This is a genomic window from Pantoea eucrina (genome assembly GCF_001691555.1).
GTDB lineage: Bacteria > Pseudomonadota > Gammaproteobacteria > Enterobacterales > Enterobacteriaceae > Pantoea > Pantoea borealis.
In genome coordinates this window covers 1,422,853-1,446,202 of record NZ_MAYN01000008.1, presented here as the reverse complement: position 1 = coordinate 1,446,202, position 23,350 = coordinate 1,422,853, and the positions used below count along the sequence as shown (strand labels likewise).

The 23,350-nt window shown below is 54.6% G+C and carries 24 protein-coding genes, 1 other RNA gene and 1 other annotated feature; of the genes, 18 read left to right on the top strand and 7 right to left on the bottom strand.

Annotation, left to right across the window (positions count from 1 at the left end):
• Positions 1-52 precede the first annotated feature (52 nt).
• The gene (gene hxpB, locus BBA90_RS12910; protein ID WP_065649495.1) at positions 53-721 is read right to left on the bottom strand and encodes a hexitol phosphatase HxpB; all 669 of its coding nucleotides are present in this window, start codon (positions 719-721) and stop codon (positions 53-55) included.
• 145 nt (positions 722-866) lie between these two features.
• On the opposite strand from hxpB, the gene BBA90_RS12905 reads away from it, so the two are divergent.
• The gene (locus BBA90_RS12905) at positions 867-1,403 is read left to right on the top strand and encodes a YniB family protein (protein WP_065649494.1); all 537 of its coding nucleotides are present in this window, start codon (positions 867-869) and stop codon (positions 1,401-1,403) included.
• Positions 1,404-1,407: 4 nt separating this feature from the next.
• On the opposite strand, the gene BBA90_RS12900 is transcribed toward BBA90_RS12905, so the two are convergent.
• Both BBA90_RS12900 and ghoS read right to left on the bottom strand, forming a co-directional pair.
• Positions 1,408-2,301 carry a fructosamine kinase family protein gene (locus tag BBA90_RS12900; RefSeq protein WP_065649493.1) on the bottom strand — a complete coding sequence of 298 codons (894 nt, stop codon included), beginning with the start codon at positions 2,299-2,301 and terminating at the stop codon, positions 1,408-1,410.
• Between the two features lie 77 nt (positions 2,302-2,378).
• Positions 2,379-2,669, bottom strand: a complete 291-nt coding sequence (gene ghoS / locus BBA90_RS12895) for a type V toxin-antitoxin system endoribonuclease antitoxin GhoS (protein ID WP_065649492.1) — start codon at positions 2,667-2,669, stop codon at positions 2,379-2,381.
• Positions 2,670-2,987: 318 nt separating this feature from the next.
• Here ghoS and BBA90_RS12890 point away from each other — a divergent pair, with 318 nt between their 5' ends.
• The 15 genes from BBA90_RS12890 to BBA90_RS12825 all read left to right on the top strand — a co-directional run bounded on the left by BBA90_RS12890 (position 2,988) and on the right by BBA90_RS12825 (position 16,778).
• Positions 2,988-3,749, top strand: coding sequence for a DUF481 domain-containing protein (locus BBA90_RS12890; RefSeq protein ID WP_065649491.1), 762 nt, complete (start codon positions 2,988-2,990; stop codon positions 3,747-3,749).
• A gap of 241 nt (positions 3,750-3,990) precedes the next feature.
• Positions 3,991-5,919, top strand: coding sequence for a threonine--tRNA ligase (gene thrS, locus BBA90_RS12885; protein WP_065649490.1), 1,929 nt, complete (start codon positions 3,991-3,993; stop codon positions 5,917-5,919).
• Between the two features lie 4 nt (positions 5,920-5,923).
• Positions 5,924-6,475 (top strand): translation initiation factor IF-3, encoded by a 552-nt coding sequence (gene infC, locus BBA90_RS12880; protein ID WP_039384061.1) that lies wholly within the window; start codon positions 5,924-5,926, stop codon positions 6,473-6,475.
• A gap of 98 nt (positions 6,476-6,573) precedes the next feature.
• Positions 6,574-6,771 carry a 50S ribosomal protein L35 gene (rpmI, locus tag BBA90_RS12875; RefSeq protein WP_010275699.1) on the top strand — a complete coding sequence of 66 codons (198 nt, stop codon included), beginning with the start codon at positions 6,574-6,576 and terminating at the stop codon, positions 6,769-6,771.
• An 86-nt stretch (positions 6,772-6,857) separates the two neighbouring features.
• Positions 6,858-7,214 carry a 50S ribosomal protein L20 gene (rplT, locus tag BBA90_RS12870; protein ID WP_039384062.1) on the top strand — a complete coding sequence of 119 codons (357 nt, stop codon included), beginning with the start codon at positions 6,858-6,860 and terminating at the stop codon, positions 7,212-7,214.
• A gap of 116 nt (positions 7,215-7,330) precedes the next feature.
• Positions 7,331-7,456, top strand: a sequence feature (Phe leader region).
• Positions 7,336-7,380 carry a pheST operon leader peptide PheM gene (gene pheM / locus BBA90_RS19195; protein WP_139074214.1) on the top strand — a complete coding sequence of 15 codons (45 nt, stop codon included), beginning with the start codon at positions 7,336-7,338 and terminating at the stop codon, positions 7,378-7,380. It overlaps the preceding feature by 45 nt.
• A gap of 70 nt (positions 7,457-7,526) precedes the next feature.
• On the top strand, positions 7,527-8,510 hold the full coding sequence (gene pheS, locus BBA90_RS12865) for a phenylalanine--tRNA ligase subunit alpha (RefSeq protein WP_065649489.1): 984 nt from the start codon (positions 7,527-7,529) through the stop codon (positions 8,508-8,510).
• A 14-nt stretch (positions 8,511-8,524) separates the two neighbouring features.
• A complete protein-coding gene (gene pheT / locus BBA90_RS12860; protein ID WP_065649488.1) occupies positions 8,525-10,912 on the top strand; it encodes a phenylalanine--tRNA ligase subunit beta in 2,388 nt (795 codons plus the stop codon).
• Between the two features lie 4 nt (positions 10,913-10,916).
• Positions 10,917-11,219 (top strand): integration host factor subunit alpha, encoded by a 303-nt coding sequence (gene ihfA / locus BBA90_RS12855; protein WP_021506246.1) that lies wholly within the window; start codon positions 10,917-10,919, stop codon positions 11,217-11,219.
• A 125-nt stretch (positions 11,220-11,344) separates the two neighbouring features.
• Entirely contained in the window at positions 11,345-12,328 is a 984-nt protein-coding gene (gene btuC, locus BBA90_RS12850; protein WP_065649487.1) for a vitamin B12 ABC transporter permease BtuC, read from the top strand.
• A 38-nt stretch (positions 12,329-12,366) separates the two neighbouring features.
• Positions 12,367-12,912, top strand: coding sequence for a glutathione peroxidase (locus BBA90_RS12845; protein WP_065649486.1), 546 nt, complete (start codon positions 12,367-12,369; stop codon positions 12,910-12,912).
• A gap of 1 nt (position 12,913) precedes the next feature.
• Positions 12,914-13,663, top strand: coding sequence for a vitamin B12 ABC transporter ATP-binding protein BtuD (gene btuD / locus BBA90_RS12840; RefSeq protein ID WP_065649485.1), 750 nt, complete (start codon positions 12,914-12,916; stop codon positions 13,661-13,663).
• Between the two features lie 63 nt (positions 13,664-13,726).
• A complete protein-coding gene (locus BBA90_RS12835; RefSeq protein ID WP_065649484.1) occupies positions 13,727-14,185 on the top strand; it encodes an NlpC/P60 family protein in 459 nt (152 codons plus the stop codon).
• A 312-nt stretch (positions 14,186-14,497) separates the two neighbouring features.
• Positions 14,498-15,241: an EAL domain-containing protein gene (locus tag BBA90_RS12830; protein WP_065649483.1), complete on the top strand. Its 744-nt coding sequence runs from the start codon at positions 14,498-14,500 to the stop codon at positions 15,239-15,241.
• A gap of 97 nt (positions 15,242-15,338) precedes the next feature.
• Positions 15,339-16,778, top strand: coding sequence for a protein adenylyltransferase SelO (locus tag BBA90_RS12825; protein ID WP_065649482.1), 1,440 nt, complete (start codon positions 15,339-15,341; stop codon positions 16,776-16,778).
• Between the two features lie 2 nt (positions 16,779-16,780).
• Here the strand turns inward: BBA90_RS12825 and BBA90_RS12820 are convergent, their stop codons facing one another.
• Together BBA90_RS12820 and ppsR are read right to left on the bottom strand one after the other, a co-directional pair.
• Positions 16,781-17,827 carry a 3-deoxy-7-phosphoheptulonate synthase gene (locus BBA90_RS12820; RefSeq protein ID WP_065649481.1) on the bottom strand — a complete coding sequence of 349 codons (1,047 nt, stop codon included), beginning with the start codon at positions 17,825-17,827 and terminating at the stop codon, positions 16,781-16,783.
• A 133-nt stretch (positions 17,828-17,960) separates the two neighbouring features.
• Positions 17,961-18,788 (bottom strand): posphoenolpyruvate synthetase regulatory kinase/phosphorylase PpsR, encoded by an 828-nt coding sequence (gene ppsR, locus BBA90_RS12815; protein ID WP_065649480.1) that lies wholly within the window; start codon positions 18,786-18,788, stop codon positions 17,961-17,963.
• A 193-nt stretch (positions 18,789-18,981) separates the two neighbouring features.
• Between ppsR and BBA90_RS19190 the strand changes: the two genes are divergently transcribed.
• Positions 18,982-19,185: a hypothetical protein gene (locus BBA90_RS19190; protein WP_139074198.1), complete on the top strand. Its 204-nt coding sequence runs from the start codon at positions 18,982-18,984 to the stop codon at positions 19,183-19,185.
• A 43-nt stretch (positions 19,186-19,228) separates the two neighbouring features.
• A complete protein-coding gene (gene ppsA, locus BBA90_RS12810) occupies positions 19,229-21,619 on the top strand; it encodes a phosphoenolpyruvate synthase (RefSeq protein WP_065649479.1) in 2,391 nt (796 codons plus the stop codon).
• A gap of 164 nt (positions 21,620-21,783) precedes the next feature.
• Here ppsA and rprA read toward each other — a convergent pair.
• An RNA gene (gene rprA, locus BBA90_RS12805) (antisense sRNA RprA) lies at positions 21,784-21,892 on the bottom strand.
• 249 nt (positions 21,893-22,141) lie between these two features.
• Complete coding sequence (gene ydiK / locus BBA90_RS12800) at positions 22,142-23,251, bottom strand: AI-2E family transporter YdiK (RefSeq protein ID WP_065649478.1); 1,110 nt, start codon at positions 23,249-23,251, stop codon at positions 22,142-22,144.
• Positions 23,252-23,350: the final 99 nt, after the last annotated feature.

Below are 23,350 nucleotides of genomic sequence, written 5' to 3'. Positions count from 1 at the left end.
TATTTTGTGCGATGAGTGACACTCCTGGCCGACAGCGTAAGGCGACGCGCGGTCAGTTAAACAAATGTTCTGCGCGCAGATCTGTCAGGCTTTGCAGCTGTACCTCTGCCAGCGCCCAGCGGGCATCAGCACAATGTGCGGCGGCCGGCACCACTATAGAACGCATGCGCGCCGCTTTACAGGCGATCATCCCGTTGAAGGAGTCTTCCAGCGCCACGCAGTTAAGCGGATCGATATTAAGTGCTGCCGCCGCATTCAGATAGACCTGCGGATGAGGTTTGCTCAGCGGCAGCGCTTCAGCTGAGGCGAGGGCAGAAAAGAAGGGCCGCAGCCGGAACATCTCCAGCACCCGCTCCAGCATGGCAAGCGGCGAAGCGGAAGCGAGCGCAATCACCAGTCCCTGCTGCTGACAGAGCTGCAGCGCCTGAGTAACGCCTGGCAGCAGCGGCTGATGCGTTTCTATCAGGGAGAGCGTACGGTCGATAATACGGGCCGTAACCCCGGCCTGCGTTACGCCCTGCCACGGCTGCGCCTCATACCACATGCGCACCGTCTGATCGATACGCAGGCCAAGCGTATCAGGCAGCTCTGCGCGACGACTGACGTCCACGCCAAGGCTTGCCAGTACTTCCATTTCAGCCTGATCCCACAGCGGCTCGGAATCAATCAGCAAACCATCCATATCAAAAATAGCGGCGTATACCGGACGACGATAGCGCATGACTGTCTCCTTTTAAGCGGTTTGCGCCACCATACCATGTCGGCGTGCGAAAACCAGCCCGCGACAGGTCGCGCATTTTTCAGGAAAAAATCGCAGACTGCAGGTAGACTTAGGGCAAAATAATTATCTGTATAGGGAAGTCTGCATGACATACCAACAGGCTGGCCAGGTCGCCATCCTTAAGCGCGTGGCTGGCTGGATCATTTTCATTCCTGCACTGCTGTCGACCATTGTTTCCATGCTCGGTTATTTATACCAGCACAGCGTAAAGCAGCCCGGACTGGATGCCGTATTGCTGGATTTTATTCACGTCATGGTGGACATGCTTAAATTCAATACGTCATTTCTGAATTCATTCTGGCATCACTCACCGGTGCCCGATTTTCACGGCGGCGCAAATATCGGTTTCTGGATCATTTATGCGCTGATTTTTATCGGAATGGCGTTACAGGCTTCTGGCGCGCGTATGTGGCGCCAGTCGCGACATGTTAAAGAAGGCATTGAAGATCAGCTGATTCTGGAGCAGGCAAAGGGCAGCGAAGGGCGCACGCGCACGCAGCTTGAGGAAAAAATCCGCGTCCCGCACCACACGATTCTGCTGCAGATTTTCCCGCTCTACATCCTGCCCGTGATTATTGCTGTTGCCGGCTACTTCCTGTTAACGCTGCTGGGCATGCTTTAAATAATCAGGCCGGTCTGACCGCATCCTGCGCCAGTTTGTCGTCGCTAAGCAGCTCACTGACGGCAAACTGCGCCTCCTCCTGCCACTGGCCGGAAAACACATTCGCGCGGTTCAGCAGATAATAGAGCTGATAAACCGGCTGGCGCTGCGAAAATCCCTCTGCCAGCGGCCATTCTGCGTGATAGCCCTGCATAATTTCGCGCGGCAGTTCATGGTGATAACTTATCATCGCCAGGTCGCATTCGCGGTCGCCCCAGTAGCAGGCAGGATCGAAAATCCATGGGCCGCTGCTGCTATCTGCGCAGTTGGCGGGCCAGAGATCGCCATGCAGCAGCGAGGGCTGTGGATGATGATGAGCCAGCGCCTGCTGAACGCGGTCAATAATCTGGTTCATATCGCCATAGGTGACACCGCGTTCGGCCGCCAGCTGCAGCTGCCAGCCGATACGCTGTTCAGCAAAAAACAGTGACCAGCGCCGCAGCCAGCTATTGGGCTGCAGGGTGGTGGTAATATTATTATCAAAATCGAGCCCGAACTGGCGCTGTTCACTCCACTGATGCAGGCGTGCCAGCTGCTGCCCCAGCTGATAACCCGCTTCCGCGCTGAGCGGCTGTGGCGGGATATACTCCAGCAGCAGAAAACTGGCGTCACGTGTACTACCGACACCATAAACGGCCGGCACCCTGACTGTCTGCGTACGCGCCAGCAGATCGAGCTGATCGGCTTCCCAGCGGAACAGTTCCAGCCGGTCACGGGTGTTGCATTTGACGAAGACATCCAGCCCGCCATAGCGGATACGCCAGGCGGGATGAATATCGCCGCCGGGCAGGGGCTCACGCTGCGTGATCTCTGCTGGCTGAGTCTGTTCGCTTAACAGGCGGCTAATGGCTGACCACATGGCAGGCTCCTCGTTAATCGCGATACCGCTGCAATTGTAGCGCGCAAAAAATACGCAAAGCCAGTTTTACCGGCGCATCAGACAGGTTTCTGCAAAAAGTGCTGCAGCGTCGTGACCTCTGTCTGTGGGGACTGATGCAGGGCAACCTCTGCAATACGCGCTGCCTGCTCTGATACCGCTTCAGGACTCAGGGTGCTGACAATGCCAAAACTGTTGGTTCCCAGTTCATGCGGATGGCCTTCGGCGTCGTGCAGGGTGGTGCTGTAACCGCTGTTAACCATGGCACTGGTCAGCGACTGCAGATCGCCCAGCCCGGACTCCTGATAGTGAAAAGTGACAACGTAACTCGTAACGTCCAGCGTGCTCATTTACTCACCTCACTGTAACAAAACAGATTTCAGCGTAGTTCACCCCGCACCGTAGAGCGAATTTTGTTCAGCAGTGACGTAAAGCTGTGTCAGCAGCCTTAAAAATTCCTGGCCGCGGCGGGCTGTTATTTCTCTCAACGGCACCTATAATGCGCGCCGTTAATGAACGCGTCTGCAACGTAAAAAAGCTGGCCGGTGCAGGGAACAGCCTGAGGCTGTCTCATAATTTTTTACAAAACTTACAGTAAATTGCATTGATTGCCGGTAAAAACGCTGCAGACTCACCTGTTTTTAAATTGCCGCACGGATCAACCTTTAATGAAAGTTCTTAATAAGCTGTCCGCTATTTTCTTGCTCTCTGCCGGAGCATTTTGTCACCAGGCTTTTGCTGATAACGCTGTCTTTACGTCTATGGATGATCCTTCAACGGCCAAACAACCGTTTGAAGGCAGCGCGTCAGCCGGTTACCTTGCGCAGACCGGTAACACCACCAGCTCTTCACTGACGGCTTCAACCAGCATGACCTGGTATCAGACCTCTATGGCTTACAGCCTGTGGGGCAACGCGGCCAACACCTCATCCAACGATGAGCGTTCATCTGAAACGTATAACATTGGTGGTCGCAGCCGCTACAACATGAACAGCGCTGATTATCTGTTTGGTCAGGCAAGCTGGCTGAGCGATCGTCTGAATGGTTATGATTCACGCGACGTGCTGACTGCCGGTTATGGTCGTCAGCTCCTTAACGGCCCGGTGCACTCACTGCGTGCGGAATTTGGTCCGGGCGTACGCTATGATGATTTCCACGACGGTGGTCATGAGACCAAGGCGCTGGGCTATGGCGCAGTCAGCTATCAATGGCAGCTTACGGATACGACAAAATTCATTCAGGGTGTCTCCGTGCTGAGCAGCTTTGGCGAAGACACCACGGTGAACTCGGAAACGGCACTGCAGGTCGCGATCAATGATCACTTCGCGCTGAAAATGGGCTATAACGTGACCTGGAATAACAATCCACCTGAGTCTGCGCCCGATCGTACCGATACCAAAACCACGATTCAGCTCTCCTACGCAATGTAACTGCCATGCGAATAAACCGTCGTCCGGCTTATGCCGCACGGCGGTTTTTTTTCGTGCTTGCTTAGACTTAGCCAGCACGGCGGGTTTTGCTGAAGAGCGAAAGCTGTTATCATATTGACCGCTTTATGCGCCTGGCGTCATTCCGACAATGTGGGTCTGACATCACGCCGGGTACACACACCAAATACAGTGTTGCATGTAGGCTTTCGTGTGGCTTACCACTGCAATTTAAGGATATTAAATGCCAGTAATTACTCTTCCTGACGGCAGCCAGCGCGTTTTTGACCACCCGGTCAGCGTAATGGATATTGCGCTGGATATTGGTCCCGGCCTGGCGAAAGCCTGTATTGCCGGTCGCGTAAACGGTGAGCTGGTGGATGCGGTTGATCCCATCACCGACGATGCCCAGGTCGCAATCATCACAGCAAAAGATGACGCTGGTCTGGAGATCATCCGTCACTCCTGCGCGCACCTGCTGGGTCATGCCATCAAACAGCTGTGGCCCAATACCAAAATGGCGATTGGCCCGGTCATTGATAACGGCTTCTATTATGACGTCGATCTCGACCACACGCTGACGCAGGAAGATCTGGAACAGCTGGAAAAGCGTATGCACCAGCTGGCTGAAACCAATTACGCCGTGGTAAAGAAAAAGGTCAGCTGGCAGGAAGCTCGCGACGTGTTTGCTGCGCGTGGCGAAAGCTATAAAACCACTATCCTTGATGAGAACATCAGTCACGATGATCGTCCGGGTCTCTATCATCATGAAGAGTATGTGGATATGTGCCGCGGCCCGCACGTACCAAACATGCGCTTCTGCCACCATTTTAAACTGCAGAAAATTGCGGGTGCCTACTGGCGTGGCAACAGTGATAACAAAATGCTGCAGCGCATTTATGGCACGGCATGGGCAGACAAGAAACAGCTGTCAGCCTATCTGCAGCGTCTGGAAGAAGCAGCAAAACGCGATCATCGTAAAATCGGTAAACAGCTTGACCTCTATCATATGCAGGAAGAGGCGCCGGGCATGGTATTCTGGCACAATGACGGCTGGACGATTTTCCGCGAGCTGGAAGTTTTTGTTCGTACCAAACTGAAAGAGTATGATTACCAGGAAGTGAAAGGTCCGTTTATGATGGACCGCGTGCTGTGGGAAAAAACCGGCCACTGGGAAAACTACAAAGAGGCGATGTTTACGACCTCTTCAGAAAACCGCGAATATTGCATTAAACCGATGAACTGCCCGGGTCACGTGCAGATCTTCAATCAGGGTCTGAAATCCTATCGCGATCTGCCGCTGCGTATGGCAGAGTTCGGTAGCTGCCATCGCAACGAACCATCAGGTGCCCTCCACGGTCTGATGCGCGTACGTGGCTTTACGCAGGATGACGCCCACGTATTCTGTACTGAAGATCAGGTTCGCGACGAAGTAAACAGCTGTATTCGTATGGTGTATGACATGTACAGCACCTTCGGTTTTGAAAAAATCGTGGTGAAGCTGTCTACCCGTCCGGAAAAGCGTATCGGTACTGATGAGATGTGGGATCGCGCAGAGGTTGACCTGGCCGAAGCATTGAAAGAGAATGAGATCCCCTTTGAGTATCAGCCGGGTGAAGGGGCGTTTTATGGCCCGAAAATTGAGTTCACCCTGTATGATTGTCTCGATCGTGCCTGGCAGTGTGGCACGGTTCAGCTAGACTTTTCTCTGCCAAAACGTCTTGATGCCACCTATGTGGGTGAAACCAACGACCGTCAGACCCCGGTGATGATTCACCGTGCGATTCTGGGCTCCATGGAGCGCTTTATCGGTATACTGACTGAAGAGTTTGCCGGTTTCTTCCCGAGCTGGCTGGCACCGGTACAGGCTGTAGTGATGAATATCACTGACAGTCAGGCAGAATATGTCAGTGAACTGACAAAGAAACTGCAAAATGCTGGCATTCGTGTCAAAGCAGACTTGAGAAACGAGAAGATAGGCTTTAAAATCCGCGAGCACACATTGCGTCGCGTCCCTTATATGCTGGTTTGCGGTGAGAAAGAGGTGGAAGCAGGCAAAGTTGCCGTGCGCACCCGCCGTGGTAAAGACCTCGGGAGCATGGACGTAGATGTGTTTGTTGAGAAGCTGCAACAAGAGATTCGCAGCCGACATCTTCACCAATTAGAGGAATAAGGTTATTAAAGGCGGAAAACGAGTACAACCGACGCGTCCAAACCGTATTAACGGCGAAATCCGAGCCACCGAAGTGCGCCTCACTGGTGTTGACGGCGAGCAACTTGGCATTGTCTCTCTACGCGAAGCGATTGAGAAAGCTGAAGAAGCTGGCGTAGATTTAGTTGAAATCAGCCCGAACGCCGAACCGCCGGTATGCCGTATTATGGATTACGGCAAGTTCCTTTATGAAAAGAGTAAATCTTCTAAGGAACAGAAGAAGAAGCAGAAAGTTATCCAGGTTAAGGAAATCAAATTCCGTCCTGGTACCGATGATGGCGACTATCAGGTAAAACTCCGCAGCCTGATGCGCTTTCTGGAAGAGGGCGATAAAGCCAAAATCACGCTGCGTTTCCGCGGTCGTGAGATGGCGCACCAGCAGATCGGTATGGAAGTGCTTAACCGCGTCCGTAAAGATCTGTGTGAAGATATCGATCTGGCAGTGGTCGAGTCCTTCCCTTCGAAGATCGAAGGCCGCCAGATGATTATGGTGCTCGCACCCAAGAAGAAACAGTAGGCTTTCAAGTAATGATGCCGCGCAGCGTTCGCGCTGTGCGGGATTTATTCGCCTGTCTGGTTCATTTTTTTAACAATGCGAAGTGGATATTTGTAAAAATGCCAAAGATTAAAACTGTACGTGGCGCGGCTAAGCGCTTCAAGAAGACCGCCTCTGGCGGCTTCAAGCGTAAGCACGCAAACCTGCGTCATATTCTGACCAAAAAGTCTACCAAGCGTAAACGTCACCTGCGTCCAAAAGGCCTGGTGTCTAAAGGCGATCTGGGTCTGGTTATTGCCTGCCTGCCGTACGCATAAGTAAATTTTTTTTAATTCGCCTGTCGCGCTGTAAGGCTTATCGCCAGCAGAGCAACGGCAAAACAGAATATGATTAAGGAGAGCTCATGGCTCGCGTAAAACGTGGTGTAATTGCTCGCGCACGTCACAAAAAAATCTTAAAACAAGCTAAAGGCTACTACGGTGCACGTTCACGTGTTTACCGCGTTGCTTTCCAGGCTGTTATCAAAGCTGGTCAGTATGCTTACCGCGACCGTCGTCAGCGTAAGCGTCAGTTCCGTCAGCTGTGGATCGCACGTATCAACGCTGCGGCGCGTCAGAACGGTATGTCTTACAGCCGTTTCATCAATGGTCTGAAAAAAGCGTCCATTGAAATTGACCGTAAAATCCTGGCTGACATCGCTGTATTCGACAAAGCAGCCTTCGCTGCTCTGGTAGAAAAAGCGAAATCAGCTCTGGCGTAAGTCAGGTAAAAAAGGGAGCTTGCTCCCTTTTTTATTGCCTGCAACTCACGCAAAAGATTGACATTTTAGCCGCCGCGCATTTCAATAGGGCGGTTTTTAATTTTCGTAAGGTAACGCAAGCATGCACGCTGCTCTTTTCCGTTTCTTTTTTTACTTTAGCGCCTGACCATCAGGGGCTTGTGCGCATAAGAAAAGAAACGAAAAATCGCGCTGAAAGCCTCCCTCGTGGAGGCTTTTTTGTTTCTGGCGAGACTTAATCGGATCCCGGATCCCAACAAGAACTGACCAGCCCGGCTGGAAGAAGAGGAAATCATGTCCCAACTCGCAGACCTGGTGGCCCGTGCCACGGCCGCCATCGACGAGGCGTCGGATATCGCCGCTCTGGACGCTGTACGCGTCGAATTTCTGGGTAAAAAAGGGCACCTTACCCTGCAGATGACTACCCTGCGTGAACTGCCGGCTGAAGAGCGCCCGGCGGCAGGTGCGGTGATTAACGAAGCAAAACAGCAGGTACAGGATCATCTTAACGCCCGTAAAAACACGCTGGAGAGCGCGGCGCTGAATGCGCGTCTGGCAGCAGAAACCATCGATGTCTCACTGCCCGGACGCCGTAGTGAAAATGGCGGTCTGCATCCGGTAACGCGCACGATCGACCGCATCGAAAACTTTTTCGGCGAACTGGGTTTTGCAGTCGTGACCGGACCAGAAATTGAAGATGACTATCATAACTTTGATGCGCTGAATATTCCGGGCCATCACCCGGCCCGTGCCGATCATGACACCTTCTGGTTCGATGCCACGCGCCTGCTGCGTACCCAGACCTCGGGCGTGCAGATCCGCACCATGAAAACCCAGCAGCCGCCTATCCGCATTATCGCGCCAGGCCGCGTATATCGTAATGATTACGATCAGACCCATACGCCGATGTTTCACCAGATGGAAGGACTGATTGTCGACAAAGACATCAGCTTTACCAATCTCAAAGGAACGCTGCACGATTTCCTGAACAACTTCTTTGAAGAGGATCTGCAGATCCGCTTCCGGCCGAGCTACTTTCCCTTTACTGAGCCTTCAGCGGAAGTTGACGTGATGGGCAAAAATGGCAAGTGGCTGGAAGTCCTGGGCTGCGGCATGGTGCATCCTAACGTACTGCGTAACGTCGGCATCGATCCGGAAATTTACTCCGGCTTCGCCTTTGGTATGGGCATGGAACGTCTGACCATGCTGCGCTATGGCGTCACCGATCTGCGTGCTTTCTTCGAAAATGATTTACGTTTCCTCAAACAATTTAAATAAGGGCAGGTTATCCAATGAAATTCAGTGAACTCTGGTTACGCGAATGGGTAAATCCAGCCCTGGACAGCGCCGCGCTGTCTGAACAAATCACCATGGCGGGCCTTGAGGTTGATGGTGTTGATCCCGTTGCCGGCGCGTTTCATGGCGTCGTTGTGGGTGAAGTGGTGGAGTGCGGCCAGCACCCGAATGCAGATAAACTGCGCGTGACCAAAATCAATACCGGTGGCGATCGCCTGCTGGATATCGTCTGTGGCGCGCCTAACTGCCGCAAAGGATTAAAAGTCGCCGTCGCTACCGTGGGCGCTGTACTGCCCGGTGATTTCAAAATCAAAGCGGCCAAACTGCGCGGCGAACCCTCTGAAGGCATGCTCTGCTCCTTCTCAGAACTGGGTATTTCCGACGATCACAACGGGATTATCGAACTGCCAGCTGACGCGCCAGTAGGGTGCGACATCCGCGACTATCTGAAGCTGGATGACAATACTATTGAGATCAGCGTGACGCCAAACCGCGCAGACTGCCTGAGCATCGCCGGCGTAGCGCGTGATGTGGCCGTGGTTAACGGGCTGCCGCTGTCGGCGCCTGCTGCAGAACCGGTAGCGGCGACGATTACCGATACGTTCCCGATTCGGGTTGACGCTACCGACGCCTGTCCGCGCTACCTGGGACGCGTTGTTAAAGGCATCAACGTGAAAGCGGAGACGCCGCTCTGGATGCGTGAGAAACTGCGCCGCTGCGGCATTCGCTCAATTGACCCGGTAGTGGATGTTACTAACTATGTGTTGCTTGAGCTGGGTCAGCCGATGCACGCTTTCGATCTCGACCGTATCAGCGGCGGCATTGTGGTGCGCATGGCGCAGGATAATGAGACGCTGACGCTGCTCGATGGCACCGAGGCAAAACTGCAGAGCGATACGCTGGTTATTGCCGATCATCAGCAGGCGCTGGCGATGGGCGGTATTTTTGGCGGTGAGCACTCAGGCGTAAATGAAGCGACGCGTAACGTGCTGTTTGAGTGCGCTTACTTTGATCCGCTGGCCATTACCGGCCGCGCACGCCGTCACGGACTGCATACTGACGCTTCGCATCGCTATGAGCGTGGTGTCGATCCGGCGCTGCAGCATAAAGCGATGGAACGGGCGACCCGCCTGCTGCTGGATATCTGCGGCGGTGAAGCCGGTCCGGTTATCGATCAGACCGATGCCAGCAAACTGCCGCCGCGTGCCACCATTACGCTGCGCCGTAAGAAGCTGGATCGTCTGATTGGCCACGTTATCGCTGATGAGCAGGTGACAGATATCCTGACCCGTCTCGGCTGCGAGGTAACCCAGGGCGAGGGCGAGTGGAAAGCGGTGGCACCGAGCTGGCGTTTTGATATGGCAATCGAGGAAGACCTGGTTGAAGAGGTTGCCCGCGTCTACGGCTACAACAACATCCCTGATGTGCCGGTAAAAGCCAGTCTGATTATGACGCAGCATCGCGAAGCCAGCCTGTCGCTGAAGCGGGTGAAAACGCTGCTGGTCGACAAAGGTTATCAGGAAGCGATCACCTACAGCTTTGTTGATCCTAAAGTGCAGCAGCTGCTGCATCCGGGCGAAGAGGCGCTCATCCTGCCCAGCCCTATCTCCAGCGATATGTCAGCGATGCGTCTGTCTCTCTGGACAGGTCTGCTCAGCGCAGTGGTTTACAACCAGAATCGCCAGCAGGGTCGCGTGCGCCTGTTTGAGAGCGGTCTGCGCTTTGTGCCTGATACGCAGGCCGATCTCGGCATTCGCCAGGATCTTATGCTGGCGGGCGTTATCAGCGGACATCGCGACGAAGAACACTGGGATCTGGCGCGTCAGCCGGTTGACTTCTATGATTTGAAAGGCGATTTAGAGTCGCTGCTGGAATTAACCGGGAAATCTGAAGCGATTTCGTTCCGTGCGGCTGCCCATCCGGCGCTGCATCCCGGACAAACAGCGGCTATCTGGCTGGACAATGAACAAATCGGATTTATCGGGGTGGTTCACCCGGAGCTGGAACGCAAGCTGGATCTTAACGGTCGTACCTTAGTGTTTGAACTGCTTTGGAATAAGGTTGCAGACCGCGTCCTGCCTGACGCGCGTGAGATTTCACGCTTCCCGGCTAACCGCCGTGATATTGCTGTTGTGGTGGCAGAAAACGTCCCTGCAGCAGATATCATCGCAGAGTGTAAGAAAGTTGGCGTAAATCAGGTAGTTGGCGTAAACTTGTTTGACGTGTACCGTGGTAAAGGCGTGAACGAAGGCGAAAAGAGCCTTGCGATTAGCCTGATTTTGCAGGATACCAGCCGGACACTCGAAGAAGAGGAGATTGCTGCGACCGTTGCCAGATGTGTAGCAGCATTAAAAGAGCGATTCCAGGCAACCTTGAGGGATTGAACCTATGGCGCTTACAAAAGCTGAAATGTCAGAATATCTGTTTGAAAAACTCGGGTTGAGCAAACGCGACGCCAAAGAGTTGGTAGAGCTTTTTTTTGAAGAAGTTCGCCGCGCGCTGGAAAATGGAGAACAGGTTAAGCTGTCCGGATTTGGTAACTTTGATCTGCGCGACAAAAACCAGCGTCCGGGCCGCAACCCGAAAACGGGAGAGGATATTCCTATCACCGCGCGCCGTGTGGTGACCTTCCGTCCGGGGCAAAAGCTGAAAAGTCGCGTTGAAAACGCGTCACCAAAGGATGCTGACTGATTTCAGTATGATAAAAAGGCCGCTTAGCGGCCTTTTTTATTGCTGCGCCAGCCTGAAGGCTGTGGCTTTCTTTTTGCCATAATCTCTCTACAATCGTCTCATTCTCCTGCTTAACTGCCTCGCTTATGACTCTGCTGGATCAGCTTGCCCGTCAGACCGGTCGCCGTAGCCGGCATACATTAGTGCTGCTTGCCACGCTGCTGCTGCTGCTCAGCCTGATCAGTCTGTGCGCCGGCGAGCGCTGGCTTCTGCCTGCGCAGTGGTTTACCCCACAGGGCGAACTGTTTATCTGGCAGCTGCGTCTGCCGCGTACGCTGGCAGTCATTGCGACAGGCGCTGCGCTGGCGCTCTGCGGTACCGTTATGCAGGCGCTGTTTACTAACCCGCTGGCTGAGCCAGGGCTGCTTGGCGTCTCTAACGGCGCTGGCGTAGGGCTGGTACTGGGTGTATTGCTTGGCAGCGGCTCCCTGTGGAGCCTGGCGCTGGCGGCGATGGCTGGAGCACTGGTGGTCACGCTGATCCTGCTGCATTTTGCCCGTCGTCAGCTGGCCAGCAGTCGCTTGCTGCTTACCGGTGTGGCGCTGGGTATTGTCTGCAGCGCGGTGATGACGTGGGCCGTTTACTTCAGTACCACGCTCGATCTGCGTCAGCTGATGTACTGGATGATGGGAGGCTTTGGCGGCGTTGACTGGCGCTATGGCTGGCTGATACTGAGTCTGATGCCGGTCACTGCCGCGCTATTGTGCAGTGCACGCACGCTGAATCTGCTGGCACTGGGCGAGACCTCTGCGCGTCAGCTCGGCTTATCGCTGCCGCTGTGGCGTAACCTGCTGGTGCTGGCTATGGGCTGGCTGACAGGGGTCAGCGTGGCGCTGGCGGGAGCTATCGGCTTTGTCGGCCTGGTTGTCCCGCATCTTCTGCGGCTGAGCGGCATCAGCGACCATCGTTATTTACTGCCAGCAGCCACGCTGGCAGGTGCGGTGGTGCTGCTGGCCGCGGATATTCTCGCGCGGCTGCTGCTGACGTCTGCTGAACTGCCGATAGGTGTGGTTACCGCGACGCTGGGCGCACCGCTGTTTATTCTGCTTTTAGCAAAATCTTCACGCTAGCTGCGGCTGGCGTTATCTGACGGACACAGGAGAACACCATGACGTTGTATCAGATCCCCCTGAAAACCCTTGACGGTATGGCGACCACGCTGGACGCCTGGCGTGACCGCGTACTGCTGGTGGTGAACGTCGCCTCCCGCTGCGGACTGACACCGCAGTATGAGCAGCTTGAATCCCTTCATAAAGCGTTTCAGGAGCGGGGTTTTAGCGTGCTGGGCTTTCCCTGCAACCAGTTTCTGGAACAGGAGCCGGGCACGAATGAAGAGATTCAGACCTTTTGCAGCACCACTTATGGCGTCACGTTCCCCCTGTTTGACAAGACGGACGTCAACGGCGTGCAGCGCCATCCGCTTTACCAGGCGCTGGTGAACGCGCAGCCGGAAGCTGAGCGTCCGGAGGGCAGCGGTTTTCTTGAGCGTATGATAGCGAAAGGCCGGGCACCGGCAGAGCCCGGCGATATCTTGTGGAACTTCGAGAAGTTCCTGATCGATAAGCAGGGCAACGTTATCGCCCGTTTTTCACCCGATATGGCTCCGGATGCGCCGCAGGTGCTTAAGCGTATAGAGCAGGCGCTGACCGCCTGACATGCTGCTGGCGTGTCAGGGGCTGAGCTGCCCCGGCCGTCTGGCACCGCTGGATCTCACTCTCGCGCGCGGTGAGTGGGTACATCTGGCAGGGGCTAACGGCGCAGGAAAGAGTACGCTGCTGGAAGCGCTAAGCGGTCTTGCCACTTCCCGCGGAGAGCTGCTGCTTAACGGCAGTGCTGTAGCTGCGCTGTCAGGACGCGCGCTGGCTCAGCAGCGTGGCTGGCTGCCTCAGCAGCAACCTGCGCCTGGCGCGATGCCGGTCTGGCACTACCTGCAGATGCACCTGCCGCGTAAAGCGGGTACTGCGCTGAATAACGTGCTGGCGCATTTGCTGTCTCAGCTGAGTCTGCATCACAAGCTGGGGAGTAACCTGACTCAGCTCTCCGGGGGAGAGTGGCAGCGGGTGCGACTGCTGGCGGTGATACTGCAAATTCATCCCGACATTAATCCTGAGGGCTGTCTGCTGCTGCTCGATGAGCCAATGAGTGCGCTGGATGTGGCACAGCAGCAGGGAGTCACCCGGCTTTTGCAGCAGCTCTGCGCCGCCGGCATTGGCGTGGTGACCAGCAGCCATGACCTGAACCATTCGCTGCGCTACGCAGATCGCGTCTGGTTACTGCATCAGGGAGCGCTGAAATATCAGGGCAGGGCGCATGAGGTGCTGACGGCCGCCCGGCTTGCGCCCCTGTATCAGACAGAGGTGACGGAAGTCGATACGCCGCAGGGGCACCTGCTGCTGCTCTCCTGACTTGCGCACTGCGCGCGTTTACGGCTACAGTGTTTGCCGGATTGGGCTGACAGGGAACAGGCTATGCGGTTACTTATTCTGCTATTTGTGCTGATGGTCACAGGGTGCAGTCATCATGCGCCTCCGCCCGATTCCCGTCTCTCTGATCCTGCTGCCGTGCAGACCCGTCTCAACTATCAGCTTAGCCGCTGGCAGGGCACGCCTTACCGCTATGGGGGACTGAGTCCGCGAGGTGTTGACTGCTCAGGATTTGTCTTTCTGACGTTCCGCGATCGCTTTGACATCGCGCTGCCACGCTCCACACGCGCCCAGACCAAAATCGGCAAGCGTATCGATCCGCGTGATTTAGTACCCGGCGATCTGCTTTTTTTCAAAACCGGCAGTGGCGAAAACGGGCTGCATGTCGGGATCTATGCCAGCAACAATACCTTTATACACGCCTCAACCAGTAAAGGCGTGATTCGATCTTCACTCAATAATGTTTACTGGCAGCGGGTGTTCTGGCAGGCGCGCAGAATATGACAAGTTGTATTCTTAATGGATGAAATAGCGTGGTGAAAAGAGAGCATAATTCGCGCCATTATTTCTTTTTTTGATGAAATAAAACTCTCATTAAAATTGGTACTTTACCCCCGGGCAAATTAATACTAAAAATAGAGCTAAAGATTTTATCATTGTGGATATTAACCCGGCATATTTGGCTTAAGTATAATTTAATGATTAATAGCTTGCATTAGGCGCTAAAACACCTTCTCTTCTGCCGTTTGGCCCTATTGCCTGACTCTTTTCATTGATATACGATGCGTCCATTGCCACTGCCTCTGGCTGTAAAAAATGAAAGTCCATATTTCGGCCGACTATCAGTCGGAAACCTGGTTTTATCCGGCTTATACGCTGGAAGGCCAGCTCACCGCGGTTGAGCTGGTCACACAGTTTGTTCATGACAGTGCGCCAATTACGTTGCCTCAGGATTTACTGCTGCCGCAGCTCGATGCAAATCAGCAGCTAAGGCTGCTGCAGGCACAGCTTTTAATACTGGAAAAACACCGTACTTTCTTTGAGCGTAATCAGGTTAATGCGCTAATGAGAATTGACGAATCGCTGGCCGAAATGCTGTTAGAAAGTGAAATTCTGTTAAGGAAATTTAAACAGCTGCCATTTATCGTAATGGACATCAGCGAAACGTTTCCGCAATTATCTGCCGGTAAGGCACATCCGATTTTATCCCGGCTTAATCATCAATTCCGTTTATCGCTTTCACAATTCGGTGCCGGTAAAGCGCCGGCAACGGCGGTCTATGATGCACTTTTTAGTGTCCTGAAACTGGATAAACTATTTATCCAGAATCTGGCGAAGCGTGCCTCTTTTATCCCTTTTATGCAGGCGGTTATCGATAATTTCAGCAGCTATACACAGCAGATAATTATTTCGGGTATCGATGATGCGCGCCTGTTGAGCAAAGTCAGCCATCTGACCGGTGTGCACATTCAGGGTAATGTGTTCCCGGTGGTTAAAGCGGAACGGTTAGACGATCTCATCATTCCTTTTCTGACGCAAACCACTCCCTCGCAGCAGTAATTCAGGCGCTGTTTTTCATAGACGCGCCGTGCCAGACTATCCTTTATTCTCGACACGCTATCCTGGTGCTGCATTATTAAGCACCTCTGGAGTATATATGCAATTTATCAATAGCTGGCAGCAGGAGCTGACCGGGTGTTACACATCGCTGCAGCCCACGCCGCTGGCGGGAGGACGTCTCCTTTATCATAACGCGCCACTGGCGGCGGAAATGGCGCTGGATGCTGAGCTGTTTGCCGGTGACGGCCACGGCGTCTGGAGCGGTCAGGCGCTGCTGCCTGGCATGGATCCGCTCGCTCAGGTCTACAGCGGCCACCAGTTTGGCGTCTGGGCCGGGCAGCTGGGTGACGGACGCGGCCTGCTGCTGGGTGAGCAGCTGCTTGCGGATGGACGTAAGCTGGACTGGCATCTGAAAGGCGCAGGCTTAACGCCCTATTCCCGGATGGGGGATGGACGGGCAGTGATCCGCTCAAGCGTGCGGGAGTTTCTCGCTTCAGAAGCGTTACACCATCTGGGTATCCCCGGGACGCGCGCCCTGGCGCTGGCCATAGGTGACGAGCCGGTGCTGCGTGAAACGCAGGAGCGCGGCGCGATGCTGATGCGTATCGCGGAAAGTCATCTGCGTTTTGGTCACTTTGAACATTTCTACTACGCGGGAGAGACGGATAAGGTACGCCAGCTGGCAGACTATGCGATCCGTCATCACTGGCCGCATCTGCAGGCGGAACCGGATCGCTATCTGCTGTGGTTCACGGATGTGACAGAACGCACCGCCCGCCTGATCGCGCAGTGGCAGAGCGCAGGCTTTGCGCACGGGGTGATGAACACAGATAACATGTCAATTCTGGGTCTGACGCTGGATTACGGTCCCTATGGCTTTCTTGATGATTACGATCCTGCTTTTATCTGTAATCACAGCGACTATCAGGGCCGCTATGCGTTTAATAATCAGCCGACGATTGGGTTGTGGAACCTCAACCGGCTGGCACACGCGCTGTCAGGATTACTCTCTGCGGAGCAGCTGAAGCAGGCGCTGAGCCACTATGAACCTGAACTGATGCGGGTCTGGGGAGAGCGCATGCGGGCGAAACTTGGCCTGCTGACGCCGCAGGCAGAGGATAATGCGATTCTGAGCGAGCTGCTGGCGCTGATGAGCAATGAGCACAGCGATTACACCTTTACGTTTCGCCAGCTCAGCTATACCGGACAGCAGGAAACGCGCTCGCCGCTGCGCGATGAGTTTATCGATCGCGACGCGTTTGACAGCTGGTATAGCGGCTATCAGAAGCGGCTGCTGCAGGATGAAGCCAGCGACAGCGAGCGGCAGGCGGTTATGCAGGCGGCCAACCCGGCAATCGTGTTGCGCAACTATCTGGCCCAGCAGGTTATCGAAGAGGTGGAGCGGGGCGAAACGGCCGCGCTCCAAGAGCTGCATCTGGCGCTGCAGCACCCCTTTGATGAAGCGGCCAGCAGCGCAGCGTTGCGCCAGCGGCCGCCGGAGTGGAGTAAAACGCTGGAGGTCAGCTGCTCCAGCTGATATCAGAAACGGCTGTCGACTGCGGCAGCCAGTTCCGCTAGTACCGCCGCGCTATCTTCCCAGCCAAGGCAGGGATCGGTGATTGACTGGCCGTAAACCAGCGGCTGCCCGGCCACCACTTTCTGGTTACCCTCCTGCAGAAAACTTTCAATCATGACGCCCGCTACCGCGCGGGAACCGGCGCGGATTTGCGCGGCGATATCACGCGCCACATCACGCTGCCGACGATGCTGCTTAAGGCAGTTGCCGTGACTGAAATCGATCACCATCTGTTCAGGCAGGCTGTATTCATGCAGGCTGGCCGCGGCGGCCGCAACGTCTTCCGCGTGATAGTTTGGCTGACGCCCGCCGCGCAGGATCACATGGCCGTGCGGATTGCCGCTGGTCTGATAAATGGTCATCTGACCCGCTTTATCAGGCGACAGGAACATATGGCTGGCGCGGGCAGCACGAATGGCGTCAACGGCAATCTGCACGTTACCGTCGGTGCCATTTTTGAACCCCACCGGGCAGGAGAGCGCAGAGGCCATTTCGCGGTGGATCTGGCTTTCCGTGGTGCGGGCACCAATGGCACCCCAGCTGATAAGATCGGCAATAAACTGGCCGATAACCATATCCAGAAATTCAGTCGCCGTTGGCAGACCCAGCGCATTAATATCCAGCAACAGCTTACGCGCGATAGCGATACCGCGGTTTACGTCAAAGCTGCCGTCAAGGTCGGGATCGGAAATCAGTCCTTTCCAGCCCACTACGGTACGCGGTTTCTCAAAGTAGGCGCGCATCACAATTTCCAGCCGATCCTGATACCGCTCGCGCAGCTGCTGCAGGCGTGCGGCATAATCCAGCGCAGCGCGCGGGTCATGCAGCGAGCAGGGGCCGATAATCACCAGCAGGCGTGGATCTTCGCCGGTCAGTATACGCGCAATACGCTGGCGGGCTGCCGTAACGCTGGCCGCAATATCAGAAGACAGCGGGTGCTGGCTGGCCAGCGCGGCAGGCGTGATCAGGTTGCCAATTCGCGCCGTGCGCAGTTCATCAGTTTTGTTCATAGTGGCTCTCAAACAGGTTCTTCGCAGCGGTGATATACCGGGAAGTGATGAGGTTCACAATAAACCAATATGTCCTGAATTCAACCAGCAAAATCACAGAGATAGTAAAAACGCGGCCCGCTCAGGGTGCGCTTCAGTACATACTCCGCTGCAGACCCATAATGTCGAGGATTTTAGTGGCAATCTCCTCCACCGAATAGTTGGTACTGTTGAGATAGCGGATCTGATGCGTGCGGAACAGCGCCTCGACTTCACCGACTTCCAGCCGGCACTGGCGCAGCGAGGCGTAGCGGGTATTTTCCGCGCGCTCCTGACGAATTGCCGCCAGGCGTTCCGGCTCAATGGTCAGCCCGAACAGCTTATGCTGATGTGCCCGCAGCGCAGGAGGAAGTTTGAGGTTATCCATATCGTCAGCAATAAAAGGGTAATTGGCTGCGCGAATACCAAACTGCATGGCAAGGTAGAGGCTGGTCGGGGTTTTACCACAGCGTGAAACGCCGAGCAGGATCACCTGGGCATCTTCAAGTCCGCGCAGTGAAATCCCATCGTCATGCGCCAGGGTGTAGTCAATTGCGGCGATACGCGCATCATATTTACCCAGGTTGCTCGCGGTCAGCCCGTGTGTACGGTGTGCCACCGGCATGGAAGAGACGCCCAGCTCACTCTGCAGGGGAGCCACCAGCGCCTGCACAATATCCTGACAAAACCCCTCACTCTCCAGAATAATATCGCGAACTTCGGGCGTCACGATGGAAAAAAACACCAGCGGCCGCACGCCGCTGCGCTGCCAGAGCGCGTTGATCTGCGCTTTGACCGCCTGGGCCCGCTGCACATTTTCTACAAACGGCAGGGTAACGCTGTGCGTATCAACCGGGAACTGAGAGAGCACCGCATGGCCCAGTACTTCTGCTGTGATGGCGGTGCCGTCTGAAATATAAAACACGCTGCGTTCAGTGCTCATTGAAAAGTGCTCTCTGAATGAATAGTGAATTAATCGATTTCATTTCAAATTAAACCGAAATGAAATATCCATATGTCGCTGTGCTCAGACTGAAATAGTGTCATACCTGACGTTAATAGCATCATAAAGAAAAAGCGATAAATAAACGTCAGCATCTGCCACAGTTTCATAAATGACGCGCAGGCTCCGCATAATGTCGTTTGCGCAACAGCAATCTGCTGATAATGCTATAAAAATGGAAAATTCATTATTGCAGCAGGCTGTTAGCAATAATATCGCCGTTTGCGCAACGTCAACCCTGGCAGGTAATAGTCTGATTTTATCTCTCTTTTTTTGCTTTAACGATTCAACACTTAGTCTTTATAAACCGATTGTGCCAGGCTGCTGTGGCGAATAGCAAAATGTTCCATGTGCCCTAATCATTTAAAAGGATCATCTCAATGTCCAATCAAGACCAACAATCGCTAGTGCTCTGGTATAACCAGCTTGGCATGCATGATGTTGATCGGGTGGGGGGCAAGAATGCCTCTCTGGGAGAAATGATTACCAATTTGTCGTCGCTGGGCGTATCTGTGCCCAATGGCTTTGCCACGACATCTGACGCGTTCAATCAGTTTCTCGACCAAAGCGGACTGAACCAGCGCATTTATGCACTACTGGATATAACGGATATTGATGACGTGGCGGCGCTGGCCCAGGCGGGCAAGCAGATCCGTCAGTGGGTGGTGGACACGCCATTCCAGCCGGCGCTGGAAACGGCTATTCGTGCTGCTTATGAGCAGCTTTCTGCTGATGATGCCGACGCCTCTTTTGCCGTTCGCTCATCCGCTACCGCCGAGGATATGCCAGACGCCTCATTCGCCGGCCAGCAGGAAACCTTTCTTAATGTACAGGGGTTTGATGCCGTACTGGTGGCAGTTAAGCACGTGTATGCATCGCTGTTTAACGATCGGGCTATCTCATACCGGGTGCATCAGGGCTACGATCATCGCGGCGTAGCGCTCTCGGCCGGGGTGCAGCGCATGGTTCGCTCCGATCTCGCAGCCTCCGGCGTAATGTTTACCATTGATACTGAGTCAGGTTTTGATCAGGTTGTCTTTATTACCTCAGCCTGGGGGCTGGGCGAGATGGTGGTACAGGGCGCAGTCAATCCTGATGAGTTTTATGTGCATAAACCCACGCTGGCGGCAAACCGCCCGGCGATTGTCAGACGCACGATGGGGTCTAAAAAAATCCGCATGGTCTATGCCGACTCCCAAACGCATGGCGAGCAGGTGCGTATTGAGGATGTGGAGCAGGCAACACGCGATCGCTTCAGCCTGACCGACGACGAAGTGCAGGCGCTGGCACGCCAGGCGGTGCTGATTGAGCAGCACTATAAGCGTCCGATGGACATTGAGTGGGCGAAGGACGGGCATACCGGAAAACTCTATATCGTACAGGCGCGCCCCGAAACCGTCCGCTCAAACGGTCAGGTGATGGAGCGCTACAGTTTGCAGGGCACAGGTCAGGTGCTGGTTGAAGGACGCGCAATCGGCCACCGTATCGGCGCGGGTGAAGTCAAGGTGATCCACGATATCAGCGAAATGCACCGCATTGAGAAGGGCGACGTGCTGGTTACCGATATGACGGACCCGGACTGGGAACCCATCATGAAAAAGGCCTCTGCCATCGTGACCAACCGCGGCGGACGCACCTGTCATGCGGCGATCATTGCGCGTGAGCTGGGGATCCCGGCGGTTGTGGGATGTGGTGATGCCACCGATCACCTGCGTGACGGCCATAAAGTCACGGTTTCCTGCGCCGAAGGCGATACCGGTTACGTCTACAATGATCTGCTTGATTTTGAGGTCGCCAGTTCTCAGGTCGACACCATGCCTGACCTGCCGCTTAAGATCATGATGAATGTCGGTAATCCCGATCGCGCCTTTGACTTCGCCTGTCTGCCCAACGAGGGCGTCGGTCTGGCACGGCTGGAGTTTATTATCAACCGTATGATTGGCGTGCATCCTAAAGCGCTGCTGGAGTTTGATCAGCAGACGCCAGAATTACAGCAGCAGATCCGCCAGATGATGAAGGGCTTTGACGACCCGGTTGAGTTCTATATCGCACGTCTGACCGAGGGAATTGCCACTCTGGGCGCCGCCTTTGCGCCGAAGCGCGTTATTGTGCGTCTCTCTGACTTTAAGTCGAATGAGTATGCCAACCTGGTCGGCGGAGAGCGCTACGAGCCGGAAGAGGAGAATCCGATGCTTGGCTTCCGTGGCGCAGGGCGCTATGTTGCCGACAGCTTCCGCGACTGCTTTGCGCTGGAGTGCGAAGCCGTGAAGCGGGTGCGCAATGAGATGGGACTGAGCAACGTCGAAATCATGGTGCCTTTTGTGCGTACCGTTGATCAGGCTGAGGCGGTCGTGGCTGAGCTGGCAAAGCACGGGCTCAAGCGCGGTGAAGCGGGCCTGAAAGTGATTATGATGTGTGAAATCCCGTCAAATGCGCTGCTGGCAGAGCAGTTCCTGCAGCACTTCGATGGCTTCTCAATTGGTTCCAACGATATGACCCAGCTGGCTCTGGGGCTGGATCGCGACTCTGGCGTAGTCTCTGCCCTGTTCGATGAGCGCAATGAAGCGGTGAAAGCGCTGCTCTCAATGGCGATTCAGGCAGCAAAAAAACAGGGCAAATATGTCGGTATCTGCGGACAGGGACCCTCCGATCATCAGGATTTTGCGGCCTGGCTGATGGAGCAGGGCATCGACAGCCTGTCGCTGAATCCGGATACGGTGGTGGAAACCTGGCTGAGCCTCGCTGAGATTGCATCCGCACAGCGCGTTTAACCTCTGAACATGACGCGTATGGCCATGCTGTACGCGTCATGATTAATGCGTGCTTAAGCTGCAGGATGAGCGGCCGTTTTAGCACAATAACACGGGGTTTCAGGTGCTAAACATCCGGCCAGCTTATATAACATGTGCGGCAACAGCGGTATCTGAATGCGGGCCAAAAAAAAAGCCCATCACAGGGGATGGGCAAAGACTACACACAGCAATTCTTTTACGTTACTCAGGGGAAAAAGGTTGTTTAAAAATCAGTAGGTTGATTTTCAACATGAGAAACATATTATTTATTGCGCCTGCCATAGTCTTTAAGAATCCTCTTATTAGTTTAAAGCTGATAATCTTTTGTCGCCTTTTTTACCCACTACAAGGGGCGATTCAGTACGAAAAATAATCATTCCAGCCAGCAGGGCGGACTTAAGCGCTGAAAATCGCGTTTTTTCTTAAAAACCGTTTATGAAAAAAAGCCCATCTTATAAATGCTCAGGCATGAATGTTTAAGCCGGTGCGACCATTAACCTGTCAGGGCAGCTCTTCATGCTCTGCCAGCGCCTCGATCGCCGTTTCCATATCATTATCCGGTGCCGGGGCTTCATGCATCCACACTGAAACCAGGCGATAAGAAACCGCCAAAACAACCGGGCCAATAAACAGACCTATCATGCCAAAGGCGATCAGACCGCCAATGACACCCGACAGGATCAGAATCATGGGGAGATCGGCCCCCATGCGGATCAGGACCGGACGCAATACGTTGTCGAGTGTGCCAACAATACAGCTCCAGACCAGCAGCACGGTGCCCCACGTGGTATCACCACTCCAGTAGAGCCAGATAATTGCCGGTATCAGGACAATCAGTGGCCCCAGCTGTACCAGACAGGTGAGGATCATCAGCACCGTCAGCAGCGTGGCATAAGGTATGCCCGATATCGCCAGTCCGATACCGCCTAATACCCCCTGAACCAGTGCCGTGACCACGACACCCAGCGCAACGGCCCGGATTGCCTGTCCGGCCAGCAGTACCGCCGCATCGCCACGGCCTCCCCCCATACGATAGGCGAAGTGGCGAATACCCTGTCCCACCTGCTCACCGCGCCAGTAGAGCAGCACGCTGAACAACAGCATCAACGCCAGATGCAGCATAAAGCGGCCAAAATGCCCCGCCTGCGCGACAAAAAAGCCGGTCGTGCGGCCAATGTAGGGCTGCACCTGGCGCATGATTGCTGACCCCCCGCCATCCACCAGCTTATGGTAACTGACATAGAGTTTGTTGCCGGCGAACGGTATTTCACGCAGCCAGGCGAGCTCCGGCATCAGCAGATGACGCTGGGTAGCCCAGGCGATAACCGGCGCGCTGTTGTCAATCAGGCTGCTGACCAGCAGCGCAATCGGAATAATAAACAGCAGCAGCAGCAAAATAGTCATGGCGATAACGGCCAGGGAGCGGCGTCCCCACAGCAGATGCTGTAGGCGGATCATGAGTGGCCAGGTGGCAATCACCACCATGCTTGCCCAGGCAAAGCCCAGAATAAAGGGTTGTACCACCCAGAGACAGGCGATAATCATCAGTAAAATAAACATCAGCGAGAACAGCAGTTGCGGCAGATCCACGCCGCGTTGCAGGCTTTTCATAACAGCGATTCAACCTCAGTTAATCCTTCAGGAAGGGCCCCCGGGCCCGAAATCATCATGCGCTATTTCCTGAAAATTAAACAGGAAAAGCAGGGTCGC

What these genes read in the sequence shown, in the direction of transcription:
- hxpB (WP_065649495.1), bottom strand. Translation starts at nt 721, where the DNA reads ATGCGCTATCGTCGTCCGGTATACGCCGCTATTTTTGATATGGATGGT.
- BBA90_RS12905 (WP_065649494.1), top strand. Translation starts at nt 867, where the DNA reads ATGACATACCAACAGGCTGGCCAGGTCGCCATCCTTAAGCGCGTGGCT.
- BBA90_RS12900 (WP_065649493.1), bottom strand. Translation starts at nt 2,301, where the DNA reads ATGTGGTCAGCCATTAGCCGCCTGTTAAGCGAACAGACTCAGCCAGCA.
- ghoS (WP_065649492.1), bottom strand. Translation starts at nt 2,669, where the DNA reads ATGAGCACGCTGGACGTTACGAGTTACGTTGTCACTTTTCACTATCAG.
- BBA90_RS12890 (WP_065649491.1), top strand. Translation starts at nt 2,988, where the DNA reads ATGAAAGTTCTTAATAAGCTGTCCGCTATTTTCTTGCTCTCTGCCGGA.
- thrS (WP_065649490.1), top strand. Translation starts at nt 3,991, where the DNA reads ATGCCAGTAATTACTCTTCCTGACGGCAGCCAGCGCGTTTTTGACCAC.
- rpmI (WP_010275699.1), top strand. Translation starts at nt 6,574, where the DNA reads ATGCCAAAGATTAAAACTGTACGTGGCGCGGCTAAGCGCTTCAAGAAG.
- rplT (WP_039384062.1), top strand. Translation starts at nt 6,858, where the DNA reads ATGGCTCGCGTAAAACGTGGTGTAATTGCTCGCGCACGTCACAAAAAA.
- pheS (WP_065649489.1), top strand. Translation starts at nt 7,527, where the DNA reads ATGTCCCAACTCGCAGACCTGGTGGCCCGTGCCACGGCCGCCATCGAC.
- pheT (WP_065649488.1), top strand. Translation starts at nt 8,525, where the DNA reads ATGAAATTCAGTGAACTCTGGTTACGCGAATGGGTAAATCCAGCCCTG.
- ihfA (WP_021506246.1), top strand. Translation starts at nt 10,917, where the DNA reads ATGGCGCTTACAAAAGCTGAAATGTCAGAATATCTGTTTGAAAAACTC.
- btuC (WP_065649487.1), top strand. Translation starts at nt 11,345, where the DNA reads ATGACTCTGCTGGATCAGCTTGCCCGTCAGACCGGTCGCCGTAGCCGG.
- BBA90_RS12845 (WP_065649486.1), top strand. Translation starts at nt 12,367, where the DNA reads ATGACGTTGTATCAGATCCCCCTGAAAACCCTTGACGGTATGGCGACC.
- btuD (WP_065649485.1), top strand. Translation starts at nt 12,914, where the DNA reads ATGCTGCTGGCGTGTCAGGGGCTGAGCTGCCCCGGCCGTCTGGCACCG.
- BBA90_RS12835 (WP_065649484.1), top strand. Translation starts at nt 13,727, where the DNA reads ATGCGGTTACTTATTCTGCTATTTGTGCTGATGGTCACAGGGTGCAGT.
- BBA90_RS12830 (WP_065649483.1), top strand. Translation starts at nt 14,498, where the DNA reads ATGAAAGTCCATATTTCGGCCGACTATCAGTCGGAAACCTGGTTTTAT.
- BBA90_RS12825 (WP_065649482.1), top strand. Translation starts at nt 15,339, where the DNA reads ATGCAATTTATCAATAGCTGGCAGCAGGAGCTGACCGGGTGTTACACA.
- BBA90_RS12820 (WP_065649481.1), bottom strand. Translation starts at nt 17,827, where the DNA reads ATGAACAAAACTGATGAACTGCGCACGGCGCGAATTGGCAACCTGATC.
- ppsR (WP_065649480.1), bottom strand. Translation starts at nt 18,788, where the DNA reads ATGAGCACTGAACGCAGCGTGTTTTATATTTCAGACGGCACCGCCATC.
- BBA90_RS19190 (WP_139074198.1), top strand. Translation starts at nt 18,982, where the DNA reads ATGTCGTTTGCGCAACAGCAATCTGCTGATAATGCTATAAAAATGGAA.
- ppsA (WP_065649479.1), top strand. Translation starts at nt 19,229, where the DNA reads ATGTCCAATCAAGACCAACAATCGCTAGTGCTCTGGTATAACCAGCTT.
- ydiK (WP_065649478.1), bottom strand. Translation starts at nt 23,251, where the DNA reads ATGAAAAGCCTGCAACGCGGCGTGGATCTGCCGCAACTGCTGTTCTCG.